17 protein-coding genes are annotated in these 21,136 nt (G+C 56.2%); 10 read left to right on the top strand and 7 right to left on the bottom strand.

Translation table 11 applies throughout. From position 1 onward, the window contains the following. The first annotated feature begins 45 nt into the window (after positions 1 to 45). The 5 genes from Q0K02_RS08595 to Q0K02_RS08615 all read left to right on the top strand — a co-directional run bounded on the left by Q0K02_RS08595 (position 46) and on the right by Q0K02_RS08615 (position 5,681). Positions 46 to 1,560: an AbgT family transporter gene (locus tag Q0K02_RS08595; RefSeq protein ID WP_294487457.1), complete on the top strand. Its 1,515-nt coding sequence runs from the start codon at positions 46 to 48 to the stop codon at positions 1,558 to 1,560. A gap of 147 nt (positions 1,561 to 1,707) precedes the next feature. Beyond that, a complete protein-coding gene (locus Q0K02_RS08600) occupies positions 1,708 to 2,286 on the top strand; it encodes a phosphoribosyltransferase family protein (protein ID WP_294487460.1) in 579 nt (192 codons plus the stop codon). 257 nt (positions 2,287 to 2,543) lie between these two features. Further along, complete coding sequence (locus tag Q0K02_RS08605; RefSeq protein WP_294487462.1) at positions 2,544 to 3,815, top strand: pyridoxal phosphate-dependent aminotransferase; 1,272 nt, start codon at positions 2,544 to 2,546, stop codon at positions 3,813 to 3,815. A 316-nt stretch (positions 3,816 to 4,131) separates the two neighbouring features. Next, positions 4,132 to 4,812: a queuosine precursor transporter gene (locus Q0K02_RS08610; protein WP_294487464.1), complete on the top strand. Its 681-nt coding sequence runs from the start codon at positions 4,132 to 4,134 to the stop codon at positions 4,810 to 4,812. 452 nt (positions 4,813 to 5,264) lie between these two features. Then, positions 5,265 to 5,681 (top strand): heme-binding protein, encoded by a 417-nt coding sequence (locus tag Q0K02_RS08615; protein WP_294487467.1) that lies wholly within the window; start codon positions 5,265 to 5,267, stop codon positions 5,679 to 5,681. A gap of 335 nt (positions 5,682 to 6,016) precedes the next feature. Here the strand turns inward: Q0K02_RS08615 and Q0K02_RS08620 are convergent, their stop codons facing one another. The 7 genes from Q0K02_RS08620 to Q0K02_RS08650 form a co-directional block, all read right to left on the bottom strand. Further along, positions 6,017 to 7,414, bottom strand: a complete 1,398-nt coding sequence (locus Q0K02_RS08620; RefSeq protein WP_294487469.1) for a sigma 54-interacting transcriptional regulator — start codon at positions 7,412 to 7,414, stop codon at positions 6,017 to 6,019. An 826-nt stretch (positions 7,415 to 8,240) separates the two neighbouring features. After that, entirely contained in the window at positions 8,241 to 9,542 is a 1,302-nt protein-coding gene (locus tag Q0K02_RS08625) for a TRAP transporter large permease (RefSeq protein WP_294487471.1), read from the bottom strand. Then, positions 9,542 to 10,048 carry a TRAP transporter small permease gene (locus Q0K02_RS08630; RefSeq protein ID WP_294487474.1) on the bottom strand — a complete coding sequence of 169 codons (507 nt, stop codon included), beginning with the start codon at positions 10,046 to 10,048 and terminating at the stop codon, positions 9,542 to 9,544. Before Q0K02_RS08630 ends, Q0K02_RS08625 begins: the two co-directional genes overlap by 1 nt. An 87-nt stretch (positions 10,049 to 10,135) precedes the next feature. After that, complete coding sequence (locus Q0K02_RS08635; RefSeq protein WP_294487477.1) at positions 10,136 to 11,137, bottom strand: TRAP transporter substrate-binding protein; 1,002 nt, start codon at positions 11,135 to 11,137, stop codon at positions 10,136 to 10,138. Between the two features lie 913 nt (positions 11,138 to 12,050). Continuing rightward, the gene (locus Q0K02_RS08640) at positions 12,051 to 12,899 is read right to left on the bottom strand and encodes an amidohydrolase family protein (protein WP_294487479.1); all 849 of its coding nucleotides are present in this window, start codon (positions 12,897 to 12,899) and stop codon (positions 12,051 to 12,053) included. A 48-nt stretch (positions 12,900 to 12,947) separates the two neighbouring features. Next, entirely contained in the window at positions 12,948 to 13,418 is a 471-nt protein-coding gene (locus Q0K02_RS08645; protein WP_294487482.1) for a universal stress protein, read from the bottom strand. A gap of 24 nt (positions 13,419 to 13,442) precedes the next feature. Beyond that, positions 13,443 to 14,003 (bottom strand): DUF4125 family protein, encoded by a 561-nt coding sequence (locus Q0K02_RS08650; RefSeq protein ID WP_294487485.1) that lies wholly within the window; start codon positions 14,001 to 14,003, stop codon positions 13,443 to 13,445. A gap of 561 nt (positions 14,004 to 14,564) precedes the next feature. On the opposite strand from Q0K02_RS08650, the gene Q0K02_RS08655 reads away from it, so the two are divergent. The 5 genes from Q0K02_RS08655 (at position 14,565) to Q0K02_RS08675 (ending at position 20,891) form a co-directional block, all read left to right on the top strand. Continuing rightward, the gene (locus tag Q0K02_RS08655) at positions 14,565 to 17,039 is read left to right on the top strand and encodes a glycyl radical protein (protein ID WP_294487488.1); all 2,475 of its coding nucleotides are present in this window, start codon (positions 14,565 to 14,567) and stop codon (positions 17,037 to 17,039) included. Positions 17,040 to 17,280: 241 nt separating this feature from the next. Then, complete coding sequence (locus Q0K02_RS08660; protein WP_294487491.1) at positions 17,281 to 18,189, top strand: glycyl-radical enzyme activating protein; 909 nt, start codon at positions 17,281 to 17,283, stop codon at positions 18,187 to 18,189. 54 nt (positions 18,190 to 18,243) lie between these two features. After that, a complete protein-coding gene (locus Q0K02_RS08665) occupies positions 18,244 to 19,095 on the top strand; it encodes an NAD(P)-dependent oxidoreductase (protein ID WP_294487494.1) in 852 nt (283 codons plus the stop codon). A gap of 79 nt (positions 19,096 to 19,174) precedes the next feature. Next, entirely contained in the window at positions 19,175 to 19,909 is a 735-nt protein-coding gene (locus Q0K02_RS08670; protein ID WP_294487496.1) for a sulfite exporter TauE/SafE family protein, read from the top strand. Between the two features lie 187 nt (positions 19,910 to 20,096). After that, entirely contained in the window at positions 20,097 to 20,891 is a 795-nt protein-coding gene (locus Q0K02_RS08675; protein WP_294487499.1) for an MBL fold metallo-hydrolase, read from the top strand. Positions 20,892 to 21,136: the final 245 nt, after the last annotated feature.

Here is a 21,136-nt window from a genome sequence, read left to right on the forward strand (position 1 = left end):
TAAAGGCCATCACCCATCCGCAACACGCCCAAGGAGCTTGAGCCAATGGCTAAAGAACAGATTGAAAACCTCTCCGGCGTTCTCGGCTTCATCGAACGAGCCGGCAACAGACTGCCGCATCCCGTCACCATATTTCTGATCCTCACGCTGGTCGTCATGGTGCTTTCCTACCTGCTGCAGGGCATCACCATGGTGGATCCCAAAGGCAAAACCCTGGTCGTGCAGAGCCTCGCCTCCGTGGACGGCCTGACCTGGTTCCTCAAGAACTGCGTGGACAACTTCGTCCGCTTCAAGCCCCTGGGCCTCGTGCTCGTCATGATGCTCGGCCTCGGCGTGGCCGAAGAAGTCGGCCTGCTCTCCGCCGTGCTGCGCGCCACCATTCTCAGCGCTCCCCGCAGCATGGTGACCGCCATCATCGCCTTCTGCGGCGTCATGGGCAACATGGCCTCCAGCGCGGCCTTCGTGGTGGTGCCGCCCCTCGGCGCCATGATCTTCAAGGGCCTCGGCCGCAATCCGCTGGCCGGTCTCGCCACGGGCTTTGCCGGCTGCGCCGCCGGCCTCAACGCCAACCTGCTGGTCGTGGGCACCGACGTGGGCCTTGCCGCCATCACCCAGCAGGCCGCTCAGATCATCGATCCCAACTTCACCGTGCATCCCGCCGTCAACTGGTACTTCATGTCGGCTTCCACCTTCATCGTGACGGCCGTCATCGTCTTCCTTACGGAAAAATTCGTCGAACCCCGTCTCGAAGGCGTGGCCATGCACGATGGCGCGCTGGGCAGCGAAGACATGACCGTCAGCCCCGAAGAACGCCGCGGTCTGCGCGCCGCCCTCATCGGCGGCATCGTCTACATCTGCCTCATTCTGCTCACCGTGGTGCCCGAACACGGCATTCTGCGCAATCCCAAGACGTTCAGCATCGTCCCCTCCCCCTTCCTCGACTCCCTCGTGCCCATCCTGCTGGTTTTCTTCCTCGCCGTGTCCATCCCCTACGGCGTGAGCACCAAGGTCATCCGCAACGACAAGGACGTGGTCCGCTTCATGGGCAAGGCCATGAAGGAATTCTCCTCCTTCATCGTGCTCTGCTTCGCGGCCGGTCAGTTCGTTTCCAGCTTCGCCTACACGCATCTGGACATGTATCTGTCCATTCAGGGCGCGGCCTTCCTCAACAACACCGGCTTCTCCGGCATTCCGCTCGTGGTGAGCTTCCTCATTCTCACCGCCTGCATCAACTTCTTCATCGGCAGCGCCATGGCCAAGTGGGCCCTGCTCGCCCCCATCTTCGTGCCCATGCTCATGCAGACGCAGCTCTCGCCCTACTTCGTGCAGGCCGCCTACCGCGTGGCCGACTCCACCACCAACGCCATCTCTCCGCTTGAACCCTTCATGGCCTTCATCATCGGCGTGGCGCAGAAGTACGCCAAAAACGTAGGCCTCGGCACCATCATCTCGCTCATGCTTCCCTACGCGCTCGGCATCCTGTTCTTCTGGGGCCTCTTCCTCATCTTCTGGATGGAAATGGATCTGCCCCTCGGCCCCGGCGCTCCCGTTTTCCTGTAGATCACCCCTTCCCTCCTTTGCGGATAACGTTGTACGATCGTCCGCGAAGGAGGGATTCGCATGTTCGCCGTCCGGCGCAGAACCGCGTTCCCGCCGACGGCTCCCGCGTTTCCGACACGTTTCGTCAAAATCAACTCAGGAGGCCATGTGAAATACTTCGACTTTGAAATCATGGGACTCAAGCGCAAGCTTCCCTTCGTCCAGATCGGAGAAAATCTTGCTCTTGCCAGCTTCGTCGTACTTTCCGACACCGAACTCATCCAGACCGTCGCCCCCGAGCTCATGAAGCGTCTGCCCGAGGTGGACGTGCTCATGACCGCCGAAGCCAAGGGCATCTGCCTCACCTACGAAATCAGCCGCCTCATGGGCATGAAGGACTTCGTGGTGGCCCGCAAGAGCCGCAAGCCCTACATGCAGAACCCCATTTCCCACTCCGTCTTCTCCGTGACCACCCAGAAGGAACAGACCCTCTGGCTCGACGGCTGCGAAGCCGATAAAATCCGCGGCAAGCGCGTGGCGCTCATCGACGACGTCATCGCCACCGGCGAATCCATCGAAGCCATCGAATCCCTGGCCCGCACCGCCGGCGCCGAGGTGGTGGCCCGCGCCGCCATTCTGGCCGAACTGCAGTCCGTCCACCGCAAGGACATCATTTATCTCAAGGAACACTACGTCTTCCGTCCCAATCCCGACGGTACCTACACCCCCATCGACAAGCTCGACTAGCGTTCTCTCTTTCGACGGCCGCCCGCAGCGCGGACAACCTGCACAGCTTTTCCGTCCGCCTCTCCGGGCGGCCGTCCGGCAACAACTCCCCTTTCCCGCCTCGCAGGGCGGTCGTCGCAACGCTCCGCCCGGCTTCCTGAAACGCCGACTTCCGCACCTGCACCCTCGCGCTCCCTTTCGAGTTCCGAAAGCGGACGCACTCTTCACGCTTACGCTATGTTTTGAATAATATCCAATAATTCAAGGAGATTATCAACATGGATACGGAGATATCCTCCACCTTCCCCATGGTCAGGGACGTTCCCTACATGGGCGTCATCTGGGTTGTTCACGAGGCATCGAAACTCGGCTTCTGGAACGGAAATCCCGACTGGTGCAACCTCGGTCAGGGACAGCCCGAAGTCGGCGACATGCCCGGCGCGCCAGAACGCATCAATCACATCGACATTGATCCCGCCGATCACGCCTACGGCCCGGTGGGCGGCACCGGCGAAGTGCGCGAAGCCATTGCCGACATGGTCAACAGAACCTATCGCCGCGGCAAGTCGAAGTACACGGCGGACAACGTCAGCTTCGCAAGCGGCGGCCGTCTGGCCCTCACCCGCCTCTACACCATTCTGGCCGACGGCGCGCGCATAGCCTACAAGAATCCCGACTACACCGCCTACGAGGACTATCTCTACAGCCTCCGCAACCGCTGCGTGCTGCTTCCCATCCGCGCCAGGGAGGAAGACGCCTTCTCCATTCCCGCAGAAACGCTGGAAAGCTTCATTCATCAGGAACGCGCCGACGTCTTTGTGTTTTCCAATCCCTGCAACCCCACGGGCGAAATCATTTCCGGCGAAACCCTGGACAGCTACGTGGCCACGGCCCGCAGGGAAAACTGCCTCATCGGCAGCGACGAATTCTATTCCCACTTCATCTACAATCCCGACGGCTCTCCCGCGTCCGGCCCCGTTTCCGCGGCGGAATTCGTGGAAGACGTGGACAAGGATCCCGTCGTCATTTTCGACGGCCTCACCAAGAGTCACCGCTATCCCGGCTGGCGCGCCGGCTGGGCCGTGGGCCCGAAGCACATCATTGAAATGCTGAACCGTGCGGCCAGCGCCGTGGACGGCGGCCCTTCCATGCTCTCCCAGCGCGCCACCCTCGCGGCCCTCGAACCTTCCCGCGTGGAGCAGGAAACCACCGCCCTGCGCGCCGAATTCGCCTACAAGCGCAAGCTCATGCTCGACGGCCTCGCCGAACTCGGCATCCGCCCGGCGGCCGAGCCCCGCGGCACCTTCTACGTGTGGGCCTGCATCCGCGACCTGCCCGCACCCCTCAACGACGCCGACGCCTTCTTCCACGCCTGCCTCGCCCGCAAGGTCATGACCGTGCCCGGCCGCTTCTTCGACGTGCGCCCCTACCGGACCCGTCCCGCCGAAGAACCCTACCGCTCCTGGGTGCGCTTCTCCTACGGCCCCTCCCGCGACGTGGTAAAAACAGGCATCGAACGCATCGCTGCGCTCATCCGCGAGCATCGCTGATCAGGCGCGGACCTGACAGCCGTCAGACACCGCAGAAAGCAAAGCGCGCCGCCGCGCTCGGGAACATGCTCCCGGGCGCGGCGACGCTTCCCGTGTCCGCAAAAAAGCTGTGCAGCAGCTTCTGAAATTCCCCTGAAGCCGCGCCGAAGGCGCGGCCGACGCGGGGACTCGCCTTTCCGCGACGCCGCAACATTCAGAAACACGCCGCACTTTCGCTCCGGCCCGCGCCGCTTGACGCCCTCCGCCTCAAAAGGTTACTTCCGGCGTCGGCCCTTTCCTTCAACCGTGTGCTTGAAAACCACGTAAAAAACAAGTCATGAAAGCTACCGTCTCCCTCTCGTTCATGCTGCTCGGCGTCGTGTTCTGCGCCTGTCTCGTTGCCTCCAATCTTCTGGAAACCAAAATCCTCCAGTTCGGCCCCGTCACCATCACCGCCGGATTCCTGGTCTTTCCCATCTCCTACATCATCAACGACTGCATTGCCGAAGTCTGGGGCTTCCGCAAGGCGCGGCTCATCATCTGGCTGGGCTTTGCCGTCAACTTCGCCATGGTCGCCCTGTTTCAGCTGGCCGTGGCCCTGCCCGCCGCCCCCTTCTGGGAAGGCGACGCCGCCTTCCGCTTCATCTTCGGTCTGGCGCCGCGCATCGCCGCCGCCAGCCTCGCCGCCTTTCTTCTCGGCTCCTTTCTCAACGCCTACGTCATGAGCCGCATGAAAATCGCCAGCCGCGGCAAACACTTTTCCGCCCGCGCCGTGCTCTCCACCCTCGCGGGAGAAAGCGCGGACTCGCTCATCTTCTTTCCTCTGGCCTTCGGCGGTCTCGTGCCCGTTCAGGAACTTATCAAGATGATGGCCATTCAGATCTTCGCCAAAACGGCGTATGAAATCGTCGTGCTGCCGGTCACCATCCGCGTGGTGAACTTCCTCAAGAAGATCGAAGAATCGGACGCCTACGACACGGATATTTCCTACAATATTCTGAAGATCCGGGAACTGTAGTCCTTCCGCCCCGCTCCCCCGACAGGTCCCGTCCCGGAAAGCGGCCTCCGCCCGCTCTCAGGGTCATTCCCGCCGTCACTTCTGCCGCATGTCGCTCCGCATCCGCCTCCGCGCCGTCCGGTGCGTCAGATCCGCTTCGCAACGCAGCCTGCCGGTTCCTGAAAAAATTCTTCCCGGAACGCCATGCCGGATCCGTTCGGCAATCCATATTTCATTTGATTATTGGTCCCATACCATTTATTAATTATGGACACCGGGCATCATCATCTTCACAACGTACACTGATTCCCGCTTCATACCTGCCAAGATCGATATACAGAACCCGCAGCATGTTGCCGAACAGGCAGTCGGAGATTCCGAACACATCGCATTGCCGTACTTTCATGTCCAAAGGAGCAGTCCGTACCGCTCGAAGCGTCTTTTTCACCGTTTCTTGTCTTCAGGAGGTTTCCATGGTCGATGTCACTCTGTATCACAGCATCCGCAACATTCTGAACAGCCTCGACGAACTCGCGGCAGACGGAGCGCCCGTCTGCCTGGCCATCATGCACAACGATGGGGCGCTGGCCGCGCTGCTCCGCATGCCGGGAGTTCCCGGCCGCATCGAACACATGGCCAAGGGCAAAGCCTATACCTCGGTCAAAATGGGATGCACCACCTCGGCTCTTCATGACCGACTGGTCCGGGAAAACATCACGCTGGCCGACTTCATGGATCCGGGCATGACCTCCATGCCCGGCGGCGTGCCTCTGATCGACAAAGAAGGCGGCATCCTGCTCGGCATAGGCGTGAGCGGACGCACGGCGGCGGAAGACGAAGTGCTGGCGCTTCGTATCCGCGACATGCTGCAGAATGATCTGAACAAGTAATCCGCAGCGCCCTGATCCGCATGAAATTGTCCTTCGCGACCGTGTTTTCTCAAAGCACGGTCGCGAAGCGTCTCTAACCCGTGCAAAGCCGTTTTCCCTTCGGGAAAAACAGGCGCAGGCTTCTGGCCTGTGTCGAATACTCATCGAACATTCTCAAAAAATTACCGATTCTGGCAGGCAGGACATCGACGGGGCGCGCTGCGTCTTCACGCCGCCTCACCGAAAAAATTCATAAAAAAAGACGACGGGACATGCTCCGTCGTCATATATTCATGGCCCCCGCTCCGCCGGTATGCCGACGGCGCAAGCTGCGCTCCTGCCGAAGGGTGAAAAGCTCAGCTGAACTTGACGCCTCTTTTCTCCAGTTCCTTCACCTTGCGGAATATCGTGCTCCTGTCCACGTTAAGTTCCTTTGCGATATTCGCAATGCTGCCGTACTTGTGCATGGCGGCCTGAAGAACAATGCCCTCCATCTCCTTCATGATTTCCTTATAGCTGCGCCCGTCGAAGTTGACGGCAGGCTGCGCTCCGCCTTCCTGTCTTCTGCCCGCGGCCAGCGAATTTCCCAGCGGCAGCTGCGAAGGATGAATGACGCCGTCCGAACAGGTGACGGCAATCCCCTGCACCATGTTTTTGAGCTCCCGCACATTGCCCGGCCAGGGATAGTTCTGCAGAGCTTTTTCCGCTTCAGGAGAAAATTCCAGTTTGCGTCCGTACTTGTGCGCAAAAAAATCCAAAAAGAAATGCGCCATGGGAAGAATGTCGTCCCTGCGATCCCTCAGCGGAGGAATGGTCAGCACGGCAATCTTCAGACGATAATACAGATCACTTCGGAATTCACCGTTGGCAATGGCCTTTTCCAAATCCTTGTTGGTGGCCGCAATAATGCGCACGTCCAGTCTCTTCGGCGTGGTGGCGCCGACTCTCAAGACCTCGCCGTCCTGCAGAAAACGCAGAAGACGCGTCTGCATGGCTATGGGCAGTTCACCTATTTCGTCAAGAAACATGGTGCCGTTGTTGGCTGCCTCTATGAGCCCCACCTTGCCGTTTCTGTTTGCGCCGGAAAACGTTCCCCCCACATAACCGAACAGTTCCGTTTCAATGAGCTGAGGAGAAATGCTGCCGCAGTCCACCTTGATGAACGCGTTTTCGGCCCGACCGCTCTCGGTATGAATTCTTCGGGCCAGCACATCCTTGCCCACCCCGGTTTCTCCCAAAATCAGTACGGGAGCATCCGTCTTGGCAATAACGCTCACCTTGTTTCTCAACCGGGTCATGACAGAACTCTGCACGATTTCCGGCATCTGGGTAAAGGCCGAATTCTGCGGGGAGTTGCTGAGCTTGGAAAACACATCCAGCAGCTCCTTCTGAAACAGCAGCCGACTCTGAAGCTCCTGGAGAGAACTCTCGTCCCGAAGCAACGTCACACAGAAAACGACATTATGATGACTGTCGAAAATGGGATGCCCTTCAAGCACCAGTCTGCGCCCATTGGACAACGTCTGCACACGGGTCACCATTTTTCCCGTGCGGAAGACTTCAGGATTCAGAACTACATCAAATACGCCCTTGCTGGTAAATTCATGAACATCATGTCCTATCATGCTGTCATGCTGCACGCCGGTCATGCTTTCATGCATGGCATTCAGGAACAGCACCTTACCCTGCGCATCAGTGACGCAAACACCGTCACTGAACACATCCAGGACCTGAGCAAGATAATCTCTCAGCATAGTAAGTTCATTAATATCAGACGTCATACCAGCACCTGAATGTAGTTCATTGTGACTTCACCCTGATCTTTTTACCAGCAACAACTCTTGATAAATCCACATTTATAATTACACAAACAAACATATAATAACTTTTATTAATTCAATTTATATATAATACGTTATCAATATATTAAAAAAGTATTAATAATATAATTAAATATAAATAAAATACATTAATTATGAATATTTTATATAATACGCATCCGCAAAAACAATATTCAATATATGAATATGCTCAACATGCGATTCCCGCAAAATAAAATGAAAAACTTTCCTACAGTTTCAAAAATTATTTCAGTTATGATAGGACACTTGATTTTTTGAGTCAAATTTTTCTTTTTTTATTGAATTTTTTTCTATTACTTGTATTTAATATCAAAACAAAAAAAACATAAGCATTCCATTTCTTATCATATAATAGCATGACATCTCAGAAAAGTTTAAAAAAAAACAAAAAACTTTAATAATTGAAACACATTTACATAATTGTAAAACATTTTAAAAAAATATATATCTCATACATGATGACAAGACATTATTTCAATACATGGAAATACATGTCGAACATTAAAAGCCGAAAAGTAATCGGCACATGTCGAAAAAATACGACATATGCCGATCTGCAAAAACGACGCAACTGCATCGTGCTGCGCCGCCGATTTCAGAGGCCAACGCACGACTTTCAGGCATGGCACGAAAAATTAGCAGACGCAACTGTGTTACATAAAAGACAGCCCGGAACATTGTGATGTTCCGGGCTGCGAAAAGGTTCAGAAAAGTTCAGCTAGACGCCGTATCCGAGGAAGCGGGGAAGCCATGTGGCAATGCCGGGGAAGAAGGTTATGAGAAGCACGCAGATGGTAAGCGTTCCCACATAGGGCAGAACGGCCACGGCGTTTCTTTCCACGGAAATGCCCGCTATTCGTGAAGAGACGAAGATGTTTACGCCCAGAGGCGGCGTCAGCAGAGCCGTTTCATTGGTAAGAACCAGAATGATGCCGAAGTGGATGGGATCGATTCCAAGCTGCACAATGACGGGAAGGAGCACCGGCACCAGAATGATCAGGGTGGACAGCGTCTCCATGAACATGCCGAGGATATAGAGAACCACGATGATCAGCAGCAGCACGACGGTCGGGTTGCTGGTGAAGTCGAAGATCAGCTGGGCAAGCTTCTGAGGAGCCTGTTCATAGGTAAGGATCTTGCCGAACAGCGTGGAGGAACCGACAATGATGAGCACCGCGCCGCAGGTCATGACGCCTTCGATGAGGGCGAGATAAATATGACGGGGCTTGAGGGAGCGGTTGATCACGAAGCCGACGAACAGCGAGTAGGCAATGGCCACCACGGAGGCTTCAACGGGCGTGGCATAGCCGGAGTAGATGGAGCCCAGAATGATGACGGGAGTCATCAGGGCAAAGGTACTCTTTCCGCAGGTGCGGCAGAATACCTTGAAATTGAAGGGTTCGGGGTTGTCGTCGCCCTTGAAGCCCTTGCGGCGGGCGATGATGTACGCCGTAGTCATCATGGACATGGCCACGAGGAAGCCGGGAATAAAGCCGGCGGTGAACATGGCCGTCACGGAAAGGTTGCCCAGAATGGCGTAGATGATCATGGGGTTGGACGGCGGAATCATGATGCCGATGGTGCCGCCGGACGAAGCGGCTGCGGCTGCGTAGTCCTTGGAATAGCCGCATCTGACCATGGCGGGAACCATGATGGTGCCCACGGCGGCCACGGTGCCCGGGCCGGAACCGGAAATGGCGGCAAAGAACGTGCAGGCAAGAATGGTGGTGATGCCGAGTCCGCCGTACATGCGGCCGACCAGCATTTTCGCCACGTTGATAATTTGTTGTGTTATGTTCCCGTACTCCATGAGCGCGCCGGCGACAACGAAGCAGGGAATGGCCAACAGCGTGAAGATGTTGATGCCTTCAAAAAGCGAGTTGTGAATGACGGAAAGCGGAAGCATGCTGTCGCCCAGAAGCAGGGCCGCCGAAGAGGCGATAATGAGCGACATGAAGATGGGCAGCCCCATAAGGAGCATGAGGAACAGGGTGCAGAGTGCAATTTCCAGCGTAGACATCAGACATCCTCCTCAAAGCGGACGAGACCGTTCAACGTTCCGTTCTTCCAGCGGATGTAGTAGTCTGCCACGATGCGCCAGGCCACAAGCACGAAGCTGAAGGGAATGATGGATTCCACCCAGGCCTTGGCAAATCCCATGGTGGGAGAAATTTCGGGAAATTCAAAGCCTTCTTCGATGACAGGGAGGCTGCTGAATGCAATGAAAATAAGAAAGCAGACCCAGATGATGTCGCCGATCACACGGAAGAACATGCGCGCCTTGTCGCCCATCCACAGGAACTGGGCAGTAACGCGTACGTGGGCTCCGCGCTTGGCAACCAGCGCCGCTCCCAGAAACACCGACCAGAGAAAGGTGTAGCGGGAAAGTTCCTCGGTCCAGGCGATGGACGTTCCCAGAGTCATTCTGGCTGCAACCTGCGCCATGAGACACAGAATCATGGCGCTCAACATGATGCAGCACAGCCCTTCCTCAAAATAGTCATAGACTTTTTTCAGTATGCTCATCGTAGTTCCGTCAAAGCTGAAAAATGCACATAAAATCAGGAAACTTTCGGAAGGGAAGCCCGAGAGCCCCCCTTCCGGGGAAATCCGTTACTTGGCCGAGATGATGGCCACGGCTTCATCCACAAGGGCCTTTCCGCCGACGGAATCGTAGAGCTGGGGCCACACGGAGCGGGCGGCTTCGATCCACTTGGGCTCATCGGTCAGCTGATTCACGACCATGCCGTGATCGATGCATTCCTGACGGGCAATGGAATCCTGTTCTTCAGACCACTGCCATTCATAAGCGACGGCTTCCTTGACGGCCTTGTTCACGAGTTCCTTGGTCTGAGGATCAAGTTTGCGATACCATCTTTCGCTGGCAAGGAACGGTCCGACCCAGTACAGGTAGTGAACTTCCGTCACATACTTCTGAACTTCCCAGAACTTCTGGTCGCGGTTGATGGTGTGGGGGTTTTCCTGACCGTCCACAACGCCCTGCTGCAGGCCGTTGAAGGTTTCGGACCAGGCAAGAGGATGCGGTTCCACGCCCCAGGCGCGGAAGGTTTCAAGCTGAAGCGTCACGCCGGGCACACGGATCTTCAGGCCCTTGAGATCGTCCAGCTTGGTGATGGGATGCTTGGAGTTGGTAATGTGACGATAACCGCCGATGAGCCAGCCGAGAGGACGGGTGCGGCTTTCCTTGACGATGATGTCGGTCAGCTTGTTCATGAAGGCTTCATTGGAAAGCAGCTTCTTGGCATCTTCGGGCGTGGGGAACATATAAGGCATGTAAAGAACACCGGCAGAAGGAGCAGCAGGCGTGAAGTTGCCGCAGGCAGTAACGGTAATGTCGAGTTCGCCGTCGCGGCACTGCTTGACGTTGGCCTGCTCGTCGCCGAGGGAGCCGCCGTAGAACGTCTGCACCTTGATGGCGCCGTTGGATTCACGTTCAATAATTTCCTTGAACTTCTCCAGTGCCGTTACATGATGGCTTCCCTGCGGATTGGCCGTAGCCACGCGAATATTCATCTTCTTGTATTCGACAGCCTCGCCCGTGCTCACCATCCCAAGCAGGGCCAGCACAGTCAGTCCGCAAATCAAACCTTTCATAAACTCCTCCTCCATTAATTTGTTATAGAATTTACACTTCTATAATAGCATCACAAGCATGACAACCTGTGAATATCCCTGACGCGAGGGCAATGGAAAAACAACTATGCTTTCTGATGGAAAATCACGAAAACTCATTGAAACATTCTGTTCATACCCGGCACAGGTCATACCCCGTTGCAAAGACATGTATGAATTTTTCACAAATTTTCGGATTCTTCTTTATCTCTGCAAAAACCGTACCAACATTTTACAGGCAAGGCCTTTCCAGCGGCTTTTTCGTCAACTTCTTTAAACTTATTATATTCTTCACATTTACACATTATTGTTGACAATTTCCCCCTCCCGAACTTGGGCGTGCAACACGCCTTTTTCCCCGAAAAACGCTCCTTCTGCACGGCTATTTGTGTAAAAATACAATATTGAGCTTTTTTGCACATATCAAAAATATAAATCAACCCATTGTTTTTATTCTATATATAATTTTTTAGTGTGCATTTTTGCACTACACGTTTCCGTAAGGCGGAAAATGTGCACTTTTTCCCCTGAAAATGCGCTTTTCCGGTTTCTCATCGGCAACATATTATTTTTTCTACAAAAATACGTACTGAAACGCATGCGGTTTCACCAGAGGCAGAGGGCCTCGCCTTCACGAAATCGCAGACGAACCGGGAACCGTTCCCCCCTCCGGTTGAACCGGCCCCCTTCATGTGCAATACATCACAAATCATCTCCGACACCCGCCTCCGCTTTCCGAAACAACCGCCGACCAGGGGCTTTCCTTACACAATCGCCCTACTGTGCATTTCAAGCGGCCGCGCCTCTCTCGATAAAACAAGACCGGCGGTCACAACGTTCTCAATGACGTCATGACCGCCGGTCGCCACAGACTGACAGGACGGAAGATGCGCTATCAGGCCAGCTTTATATTAAGGAGACGTTCGGCGTTCTTATAGAAAAACTTTTCCTTGTGTTCCTGAGAGAAGTTGAAGCGTTCCAGATCCTGAATGGCCTGCTTCATGTTGTAGCAGGGCCAGGCGGAACCGTAGAGAATGCGCTCGCCGTCGAGCCACTTCATGGCTTCGCCGAACATCTGGTTGCCGGGAGCCGTGGGGTTCAGCATGTAGATGTCGGGCAGCAGCCACACGTTCTTGTTGGTGATGGCCACCTGGAAGATCATGGGAATCCACGGATAGCAGCCGTGGGCAACGACGATCTGCAGATTCGGGAAGTCGTTGGCCACATGCTGCACGGCGCTGGGATCGGAATATTCCAGCGTGCCCTGGAAGAAGCTCATGGTCAGCACCATGGGAATGCCGGCCTTTTCGCAACGCGCGTAAAGAGGATAAAGCACGTTGGCGTCGGCCTTTCTGGGCGGCATGGCATAGGCGGGTTCCATGGCAACACCCTTGATGCCGCCTTCGATGCAGCGCTCAAGCTCGTCCATGGTGGCGGAAACGCCGCGGGTAATGTCGAGGCTGCCGAAAGGAATGATCTTGTCGGGAAACTCGCGCGCCATGGCCAGGATATCGTCATTGGGAACGGAAGCGGCATCATTGGGCACCTGTCTTCCTATGATGACGCCCTTGGAAATGCCCGCGTCCGCCATTTCCTTCCAGAACAGGTCCAGATCCTTCTTGCGCGCGGCTTCGCTGGGAATGCCGTGATACTTCTGAGGGGCAGATTCGTTGCAGATGGGGCTGAAAATGCCGAGATTCTTGAATCCCTTGTAGGGAGGACGAAGACGAAAATCGAATATCATGGAACTTTCTCCGATATGGAACAGTAAAAATTGCGGTATCAGAAACGGCTAGAAATCTTCTTCAGGCGAACATTCGAGGCTGAGATCATTGGGAATGATCATGACGGGCACACGGCTTCTGTTTATGAGACGGGCGGACGTCTTGCCGGAAAAGTTGAACAGACCGTGGGTATTGAGGCTGCCCATGATGACGAGATCGGCGCACTTTTTATCCACCAGTTCGTTGATGGCCTCATCAATCCGGCCGGTCAGCACCAGCGGGGAACAGGGCAGATCGGAGAAGTATTTGGCCGCAAACTCACGCACATGCTTTTCCGTTTCGCTGCGGCTGTCTTCCGCAACCTTCTTGAGCTTGTCGTAGCCGGAGCCGTAGTTGGAAAAACTGCCGACAGGAGGAAGCACATGGACAAGAATAATTTTCGCCCCGGTCAGTTCGGCCATTTCGCGGCAGTACGAAACAATATCCTCGTTGTTCTCGGTCAGATCGATGCAGCAGGCTATGGTAGAAAATGAGCTCATGATTGGCATACTCCTTTGTTTGGCCTACCGCTTTGCGGCCAGCCTGTTTTCATACTCGGCCAAGGAGCCCTCGCCGAGCGTGGACCACAGATAGTCGTAGCGCTCCAGAACAGGATTTCTGGACTCCTCGCGGGCCTTTTTCAGCTCTCCGGCATACAGTTCCAGCGTGCGGTCAGACAGCGTCTCCAGCTCGCAACGCATATATTTACGGAAAAAGGTGTGATCGCCCACCGTTATCGCATGAGGATACCGCTCGGCGGCCTCAATGAGAAACTCGAGTTCCATGTCGGCAATCGCATCCAGAAAAGGACTCTCGGAAAGAGGAGGAATGCGGTCGTCCATGCGGGCGTATTTCTCGATCATGACATTGCGTCCCGCCTCTTCGGCCTCGCGCAGATCCTGAAGATACGATTCAAGCGTAGCCTTGTCATGAGTGCAGTGGTTCATGCGACGCATGAGGCGGAAGGACTGCGGACGGGTCTGGCAGGGACTGGTGCCGCCTTCATTGGGAGTGGCGAGGAACATGTTCAGTTCCCGTTCGACGATTTCCTTAATAAGACTTTCCTTTTCTTCTTCGATAACCATAAAAAAGTCCTTCAAAAACAATTTCCGGGCGCAAGGTGCAGGGACGGCCCGATCTTCTGCCTTCGGCCCACAAGCTCCGGCATCGGATCATTCGTCCGGCGCGCCGTCATAAGGAAAAAATCTTTCCCTTCCTAAATATATGCAAAAAACATGCCATCTTTTCAGCGGTTTTGCCCCCATCCATGCGCAGGTCAGGCACCGTCCTTTTTCCTCTAACAGCGCGAATTTAAAAAATGAATTTTTTTATCTCCTGCCGGCGGTCCGCCTCTTCGGCAGCACCCCGGAAAAGCCTTGTTGTGCAAAAATGCACGATAAAGGCTTCCTTTCCTGATTTTGTGTTTTTTTACTCATTTTAAAATACAAATAAAAACAGTATATTGAATATAAAAGTCGCAAAAATGCACACTGTTTTTCGCAAACAAATCAGAAACAAAAACCTCGAAAAATAGAAATTATCAATAAAAACAACAAGATAATTTTTTGGCACGATTCATGCATAGTGAGAGGCAAGCAAACACGAAAGGCGCGACGCCTTTCAAACATACAATTTTGGAGGATACCATGTCCCAGTGCTGCGCTTGCCTTTCTCCCCAGGAAGAACGCCTCAACAGCAAGACGGTCAACCGCAAGGGACGCGAACGCGTCTACAAGATTCTCGACCGCATTCAGTTCACCGTTCCCCACGTGGACGTCGAACGCGCCAAGTACTTCACTGAATCCATGAAGACCACCGAGGGCGAACTGCTCACCCTCCGCTGGGCCAAGGCTCTGAAGAACGTCGCGGAAAAGATCACCGTCTACATCACCCCCGATCAGCTTCTTGCCGGCCGCGTCGGTCAGCTCGGCCGCTACGGCATTCTGTATCCTGAAATCGACGGCGACTTCTACCGTGAAGTGCTGGCCGACCTTGATCATCGTGAAAAGAGCCCCTTCATCATTTCTCCCGAAGACAAGCGCATCGTCATGGAAGAGATTGCGCCCTACTGGGAAGGAAAGACCTATCATGAACATCTGAACAAGGTCATTCCCGCAGAAATCCGCGAAGTGACCTACGACGACGAACGCGGCCTGAAGTCCAAGTTCATCGTTTCCGAAACTTCCTCCTATCGTTCCGCCCTTCAGTGGGTGCCGGACTATGAAAAGGTCATCAAGCGCGGCTTCATCGACATTCAGAACGAAGCCAAGGAACGCCTGAGCAAGCTCGACCTCACCAACTCCGTGGATCTGTGGGAAAAGAAGCCCTTCTACGAAGCCATGATCATCGTGTGCGACGCCATCATGATCTGGGCTCATCGTCATGTGGAACTGGCCCGCAGCCTGGCCGCCACCGAAGCCGATCCCAAGCGCAAGGCCGAACTGCTTGAAATCGCCGAAATCTGCGAACGCGTTCCCGCCTACCCCGCCCGCACCTTCCGCGAAGCCGTGCAGTGCCAGTGGTTCGTGCAGATGTTCTCCCGCATTGAACAGAAGGCCAGCGCCATCATCTCCAACGGTCGTATGGACCAGTACTTCTATCCTTACTACAAGAAGGACATCGAAGAAGGCCGCATCACCCGCGAACAGGCCAAGGAACTTCTGGAATGCATGTGGGTCGACATGGCGCAGTTCATCGACCTGTACATCAACCCCACCGGCAACGAATTCCAGGAAGGCTACGCTCACTGGGAAGCCGTGACCATCGGCGGACAGACCCCCGACGGCGAAGACGCCACCAACGATCTGTCCTACCTGTTCCTGGAATCCAAGAGAGAATTCCCGCTGAACTACCCCGACCTGGCCACCCGCATCCATGCCCGCACGCCTGAGCGCTTCATGTACGAAATCGCCCTTACCATCAAGGACGGTTCCGGCTTCCCCAAGCTCATCAACGACGAAGAAGTCGTGTTCCTGAACACCGTCAAGGGCGTTCCGGTCAATGAAGCTCTGGACTACGCCATCTCCGGCTGCACCGAAACCCGTCATCCCAACCGCGACACCTACACCTCCGGCTGCGTGTACATCAACTTCGGCGCCGCCCTCGAAATGCTGCTCTACAACGGCCGCATGCTGCACTACGGCGACGAGCTGCTCGGTCTGGAAACCGGCGATCCCTGCGAATTCAAGACCTGGGAAGAATTCTACGAAGCCTACAAGAAGCAGCACATCAACCTGCTGCACAAGGCCTTCCAGCAGCAGCACATCGTTGACTGCCTGCGTCCCCAGCACTTCGCCGCTCCGCTCTCTTCCGTGCTCCACAACCTCTGCATGGAAAACGCCCTCGATCTGCACACCCAGAAGATCCCCGGCGGCGTGGACTTCTCCTACTTTGAATTCCTCGGCTACGGCACCGTCACCGACTCCCTGGCCGCCATCAAGAAGCTCGTCTTTGAAGAAAAGAAGCTTACCATGAAGGAACTGCTGGAAGCCCTGAAGGCCGACTTCGTGGGTTACGAACCCATCCAGCAGATGCTGAAGAGCGCTCCCGCCTACGGCAACAACGATCCCTATGCCGACAGCATCGCCAAGGACATCGACAGATTCACCCAGGTCGAAGCTGAAAAGAGCAGCCGTGAACGCGGCATCCATGTGGACGTGCGCTATGTGCCCATCACCTCCCATGTGCCCTTCGGCAAGATCATCGGCGCCACGCCCAACGGCCGCAAGGCCGGCACCGCTCTGTCCGACGGTTCCTCCGCCTCTCACGGCGCCGACCATCAGGGCCCGACCGGCGACCTGCTCTCCAACTTCCATTCCAAGAACTACGGCATGATCAACCGTGCGTCCCGCCTCCTGAACATCAAGCTTTCGCCCAAGGCCGTGGCCGGTGAGGAAGGCACCCACAAGATCATGAACCTCATCCGCACCTGGTGCGACCTGAAGCTGTGGCATCTGCAGTTCAACATCATCAACCGCGCCACGCTTGAAGCCGCCCAGAAGGATCCCAGCAACTACCGCAACCTGATCGTCCGCGTCGCCGGCTACAGCGCCTTCTTCTGCGACATGTCCCGCGACCTGCAGAACGACGTCATCGAACGTACCGAACACTCCGAAGTGTAGTCTGATGGAGTAAAACAGCCTGCCGGGGAGGGGTTCCTCCCCGGCAACACGCAGGAGCTTTATCCTGCGTTTTTTTTCTGCGCCCGCGCTGTGTTCGTACAGCTTCTGTTTTCCTTCGGAGACAAAACAGATATTCCCGCCGCGCATTCCGGCTCCGGCGTCGGAATGCAGCCGTCCCGGCACAGTGTGAACATTCTCTTTTCCGCCACCCTCAGTCTCCCAACTTCGCCAGGAGAACGTCATGCAGGACAGCAAACAAAAAGGAATAATCTTCAACATCCAGAAGTTCAGCGTTCATGACGGTGCGGGCATACGTACCATCGTATTCTTCAAGGGCTGCCCCCTGCGCTGCCGCTGGTGCAGCAATCCCGAATCCCAGCTTTTTACTCCTGAGCGGGCCTTCAACCCCACCAGATGTCTGACGGCCGCCGTCTGCGGTCGCTGCTCCAGAGCCTGCCCCACGGGAGCCATCACCGTCGTCGACGGCATGAACTGCTACAACCGGGCCCTGTGCACCTCCTGCGGAGCCTGCGTAAACGCCTGTCCTTCCGGCGCCCAGTCCTTCTACGGATATGAAACCACGGTGGAAGAGGTCATCAAAAAGGTGGAAGAGGACGACGTGTTCTACACGAGATCCGGCGGAGGTCTCACGCTCTCCGGCGGCGAAGCCCTGGCTCAGCCCGAATTTGCGCTCGCCATGCTGCGGGAAGCCAAATATCACAGACTCTCCACCGCCATCGAAACCTGCGGCTGCTATCCGACCGAAGTGCTGGACGAAGCCTGTCACTATCTCGATCAGCTTATTTTCGACGTAAAATCTCTGGACGACGAAAAGCACAAGAAGTTCACCGGCAGCAGCAACAAGCAGATTCTCCAGAACATCCAGCATGTCTTTGAACATTTCCCCTCTCTGCCCATTCTGATCCGCACCCCCGTCATTCCCGGCTTCAATGATACGGAAGAGGAAATCATGGCCATCCGCCGCATGATTCCTCTGCGTCCCAACATCAAATACGAAGCGCTCACCTATCACCGCATGGGTCAGCCCAAGTACGGCTATCTGGGACGCCCGTATCTTCTCGAAGGCGCCAAGGCCGACGAAGCCTTCATGAAAGAGCTTCGGGCCAAACTGGACGCCTATCAGGGATAACGGCCTTCTTAAGCTTCAACATTAATAAAAACCCTGGAAAGAGAGAGGCATATCATGCTGGTTTCGTTTATCGGTCTCGGCAATATGGGAGCTCCGCTGGCAAAGAACATCATGGCGGCAGGCGAGTCGCTCATGGTGTACGGACGCACGCCGCAACGGCTCGAACCTTTCCGTGAGGCAGGCGCCCAGGTAGCCGCCGAAATATCGGATCTCGCGGTCTGCGACGTTCTCTGCACCTGCCTTCCGCTGCCCGAGCACGTTGCCGGAACGGTGCTCGGAGAAAACGGCCTTTATGCCCATATGAAAGCCGGCTCCGTCCATGTGGAATTCAGCACCATCGACCCCGGAACCGCCGGAAAGCTGGCGGCCGCAGCCGCCGAGAAGGGCATAGCCTACGTGCAGGCCACGGTAGGCAAAACCCCGCAGATGGCCGCACACTGCCAGGAACCCCTGTTCATCGGCGGCGACCGCAAGGCCGTTGAACGACTCATGCCTCTGTTCTCGAAAATAGGACAGCCCCGGGATGTGGGAACGGTGGACGCCTCCTGTGCGGTAAAACTGCTGAGCAATCTTGTGGGCATGACCAACCTCGCCGTTCTGGCCGAAGGCATGCGCATCGGCCGTCTGGCCGGCATGGATCCCAAGCTGCTCGTGGAACTGCTTCAGGACACCGGAGCCCGCAGTTTCCAGCTGGATGTGCGCGGCCCGTGGATTGCGGAAGGAGACTACGCGGCCCGCTTCGGCGTGGATCTGGCGCTCAAGGACGTGAAGCTCGGCTGCGCCATGGCCAAAAACTGGGGCTATGAGCCCAGGCTCATGGAACAGGCCTGCCGCTATTACACGGAGGCAAGCAGTCAGGGTCTGGGAGACAAGGACTGCTGCGCCGTCTTTGAGATCACGAAATAATCGGAGATGAAGAGCCTCCGCCGCGATCAGCGCATCGCGACGGAGGCTCTTTGCAAGAGCTTTTTCCAAGGAGGCTCCCTTGAGTTTTCTTATGGTGGCCATCGGATGGTTTCTCGGAGGCATAGCCGGAGGCGTAACGGGCATCGGCGGAGCCATGATCGCCATTCCCATCATGATGATTTCCCTGTCCACGGAAAACTCCATTCTCATCTCCTGCCTCATATGCATATTCGCCTCCACGCAGCTGGCCCTGAACTACCGCCACGCCTGCCGGTGGAGCGACATCAAATATCTGATTCTCGGAGCCGCTCCGGGGTGCTTCCTCGGTGTTCTTCTGCTGCGTTCCGCTTCCATGGCCGTGCTTCAGCTTGTTCTGTGCATCGTGCTCTTCGCGTTCGTGTTCATGCAGTCGTGCAGGACTATCTGCCGCTACAGGCTTCCCGATTCCGTCTTCACGGGCATAGCCACCGGCGTCATCTGCGGAGCGGTCAACGCCTCCGTGGCCATGGTCGGAGCGCCTCTGGGAATCTACGCTCTGCTGAAGCACTGGTCGCCGGACAGATCACGGGGAAACATCAACGTATTTCTGATGTTCCCCAATTACGGAAGCGTATTTTTTCAGGCTCTGTCGGGATTTTATACCGTACCGATCCTGAAGCTGGCGGCCGCCGGCGTCATCAGCTGCTACGTGGGAACGAAAATCGGCGTGTATCTCGGGCAGAAAATCGATCAGGAAATGTTCCGCAAGCTGATCCTTCTCATCCTCATCATGATTGCCGTCATCCTGCTGATCCGGGCCTGCCGTTCCTTCTGATATTTTCCGGCCGAACACTTCGGACGAAGTGCAGAGCCGTCCCGTGCATCGGAATGCCGTTTTTCCTCTGGACGGCACCGATGCACGGGAAACTCATCCTTCCCGGCTCCATGCACGGCTCTCCCGATGGACAGCGCCTGCGGCGCGGCTTACTGTCGAAACGCAAGCCCGCAACAAGGAGTCCGACATGCACATCGTCACGCTTCTGGAAAACACCGCGTCCGACGAAAGTCTCATCGCCGAGCACGGTCTGAGCCTCTACATCGAAACGGAAAGGCACCGCATCCTCTTCGACACAGGACAGACGGACGCCTTTGCCCGCAACGCCGAACGTCTGGGCGTGGATCTGCGCCTTGTGGACATGGCCGTCGTGTCCCACGGGCACTACGATCACACCGGAGGTCTGGCCCGCTTCCTCGCCGTGAACGATCACGCGCCCGTCTATGTGCATCGCCGTGCCTTTGAACGCCACCTCGCCGCAGACGGCCGGGAAATAGGCATGGATCCCTCGCTGGCCGGCAATCCCCGCATCGTGCCGACGGACGACGTGCTGTCTCTGGACGACGACATGCGGCTGTGCTCCTGCAACGAAGAAGCGCGGCCCTTTCCCTCGTACAGTCAGGATCTGCTCATGGTGCGCAACGGGCATCCCGAGCCCGACGACTTCACGCACGAGCAGTATCTCTGCCTCCGGGAACGCGGACGACTCGTGGTCATCAGCGGCTGTTCCCACAAGGGCATACTGAACATCGTGCAATGGCTGCGGCCCGACGTGCTCGTGGGCGGATTCCACTTCAGGTCGCTGAAGCCCGATCAGCAGGGCCGCGCAACGCTCGATTTCGCCGCCCGGCATCTGGCGGCGTTTCCGACCGAGTATTACACCTGCCACTGCACGGGGCGAGGCCCGTTTGACTATCTGAAACAGACGCTCGGCGACAGGCTCCATTACCTTGCCTGCGGCTCGCGCATCTCGCTTCCCTGACAAGGAGCAGCCGTCCGGGGAAATCAAGCCCGGCCCCCTCTGCCCGGCCGCAGAGACGACGAAAGAGGCCCCGGCGCAAGCCCCGGGCCTCTTTTCATCAAAACATATCCGTCCCGCGGATGCGCCGTTCCTTGGACGCGAACCGCCGGAGCATTTAACACAGAAGCCCGCCGCCTTTCACGGCAGCGGGCCCGGACGGCGTCGGCAAAAAAACGTTTCCTTCCCTGCGGGACAAGGACGGCAGC

The sequence above is a fragment of the uncultured Mailhella sp. genome (genome assembly GCF_944324995.1).
GTDB lineage: Bacteria > Desulfobacterota > Desulfovibrionia > Desulfovibrionales > Desulfovibrionaceae > Mailhella.

What these genes read in the sequence shown, in the direction of transcription:
- Q0K02_RS08595 (WP_294487457.1), top strand. Translation starts at nt 46, where the DNA reads ATGGCTAAAGAACAGATTGAAAACCTCTCCGGCGTTCTCGGCTTCATC.
- Q0K02_RS08605 (WP_294487462.1), top strand. Translation starts at nt 2,544, where the DNA reads ATGGATACGGAGATATCCTCCACCTTCCCCATGGTCAGGGACGTTCCC.
- Q0K02_RS08610 (WP_294487464.1), top strand. Translation starts at nt 4,132, where the DNA reads ATGAAAGCTACCGTCTCCCTCTCGTTCATGCTGCTCGGCGTCGTGTTC.
- Q0K02_RS08615 (WP_294487467.1), top strand. Translation starts at nt 5,265, where the DNA reads ATGGTCGATGTCACTCTGTATCACAGCATCCGCAACATTCTGAACAGC.
- Q0K02_RS08620 (WP_294487469.1), bottom strand. Translation starts at nt 7,414, where the DNA reads ATGCTGAGAGATTATCTTGCTCAGGTCCTGGATGTGTTCAGTGACGGT.
- Q0K02_RS08625 (WP_294487471.1), bottom strand. Translation starts at nt 9,542, where the DNA reads ATGTCTACGCTGGAAATTGCACTCTGCACCCTGTTCCTCATGCTCCTT.
- Q0K02_RS08630 (WP_294487474.1), bottom strand. Translation starts at nt 10,048, where the DNA reads ATGAGCATACTGAAAAAAGTCTATGACTATTTTGAGGAAGGGCTGTGC.
- Q0K02_RS08635 (WP_294487477.1), bottom strand. Translation starts at nt 11,137, where the DNA reads ATGAAAGGTTTGATTTGCGGACTGACTGTGCTGGCCCTGCTTGGGATG.
- Q0K02_RS08640 (WP_294487479.1), bottom strand. Translation starts at nt 12,899, where the DNA reads ATGATATTCGATTTTCGTCTTCGTCCTCCCTACAAGGGATTCAAGAAT.
- Q0K02_RS08645 (WP_294487482.1), bottom strand. Translation starts at nt 13,418, where the DNA reads ATGAGCTCATTTTCTACCATAGCCTGCTGCATCGATCTGACCGAGAAC.
- Q0K02_RS08650 (WP_294487485.1), bottom strand. Translation starts at nt 14,003, where the DNA reads ATGGTTATCGAAGAAGAAAAGGAAAGTCTTATTAAGGAAATCGTCGAA.
- Q0K02_RS08655 (WP_294487488.1), top strand. Translation starts at nt 14,565, where the DNA reads ATGTCCCAGTGCTGCGCTTGCCTTTCTCCCCAGGAAGAACGCCTCAAC.
- Q0K02_RS08660 (WP_294487491.1), top strand. Translation starts at nt 17,281, where the DNA reads ATGCAGGACAGCAAACAAAAAGGAATAATCTTCAACATCCAGAAGTTC.
- Q0K02_RS08665 (WP_294487494.1), top strand. Translation starts at nt 18,244, where the DNA reads ATGCTGGTTTCGTTTATCGGTCTCGGCAATATGGGAGCTCCGCTGGCA.
- Q0K02_RS08675 (WP_294487499.1), top strand. Translation starts at nt 20,097, where the DNA reads ATGCACATCGTCACGCTTCTGGAAAACACCGCGTCCGACGAAAGTCTC.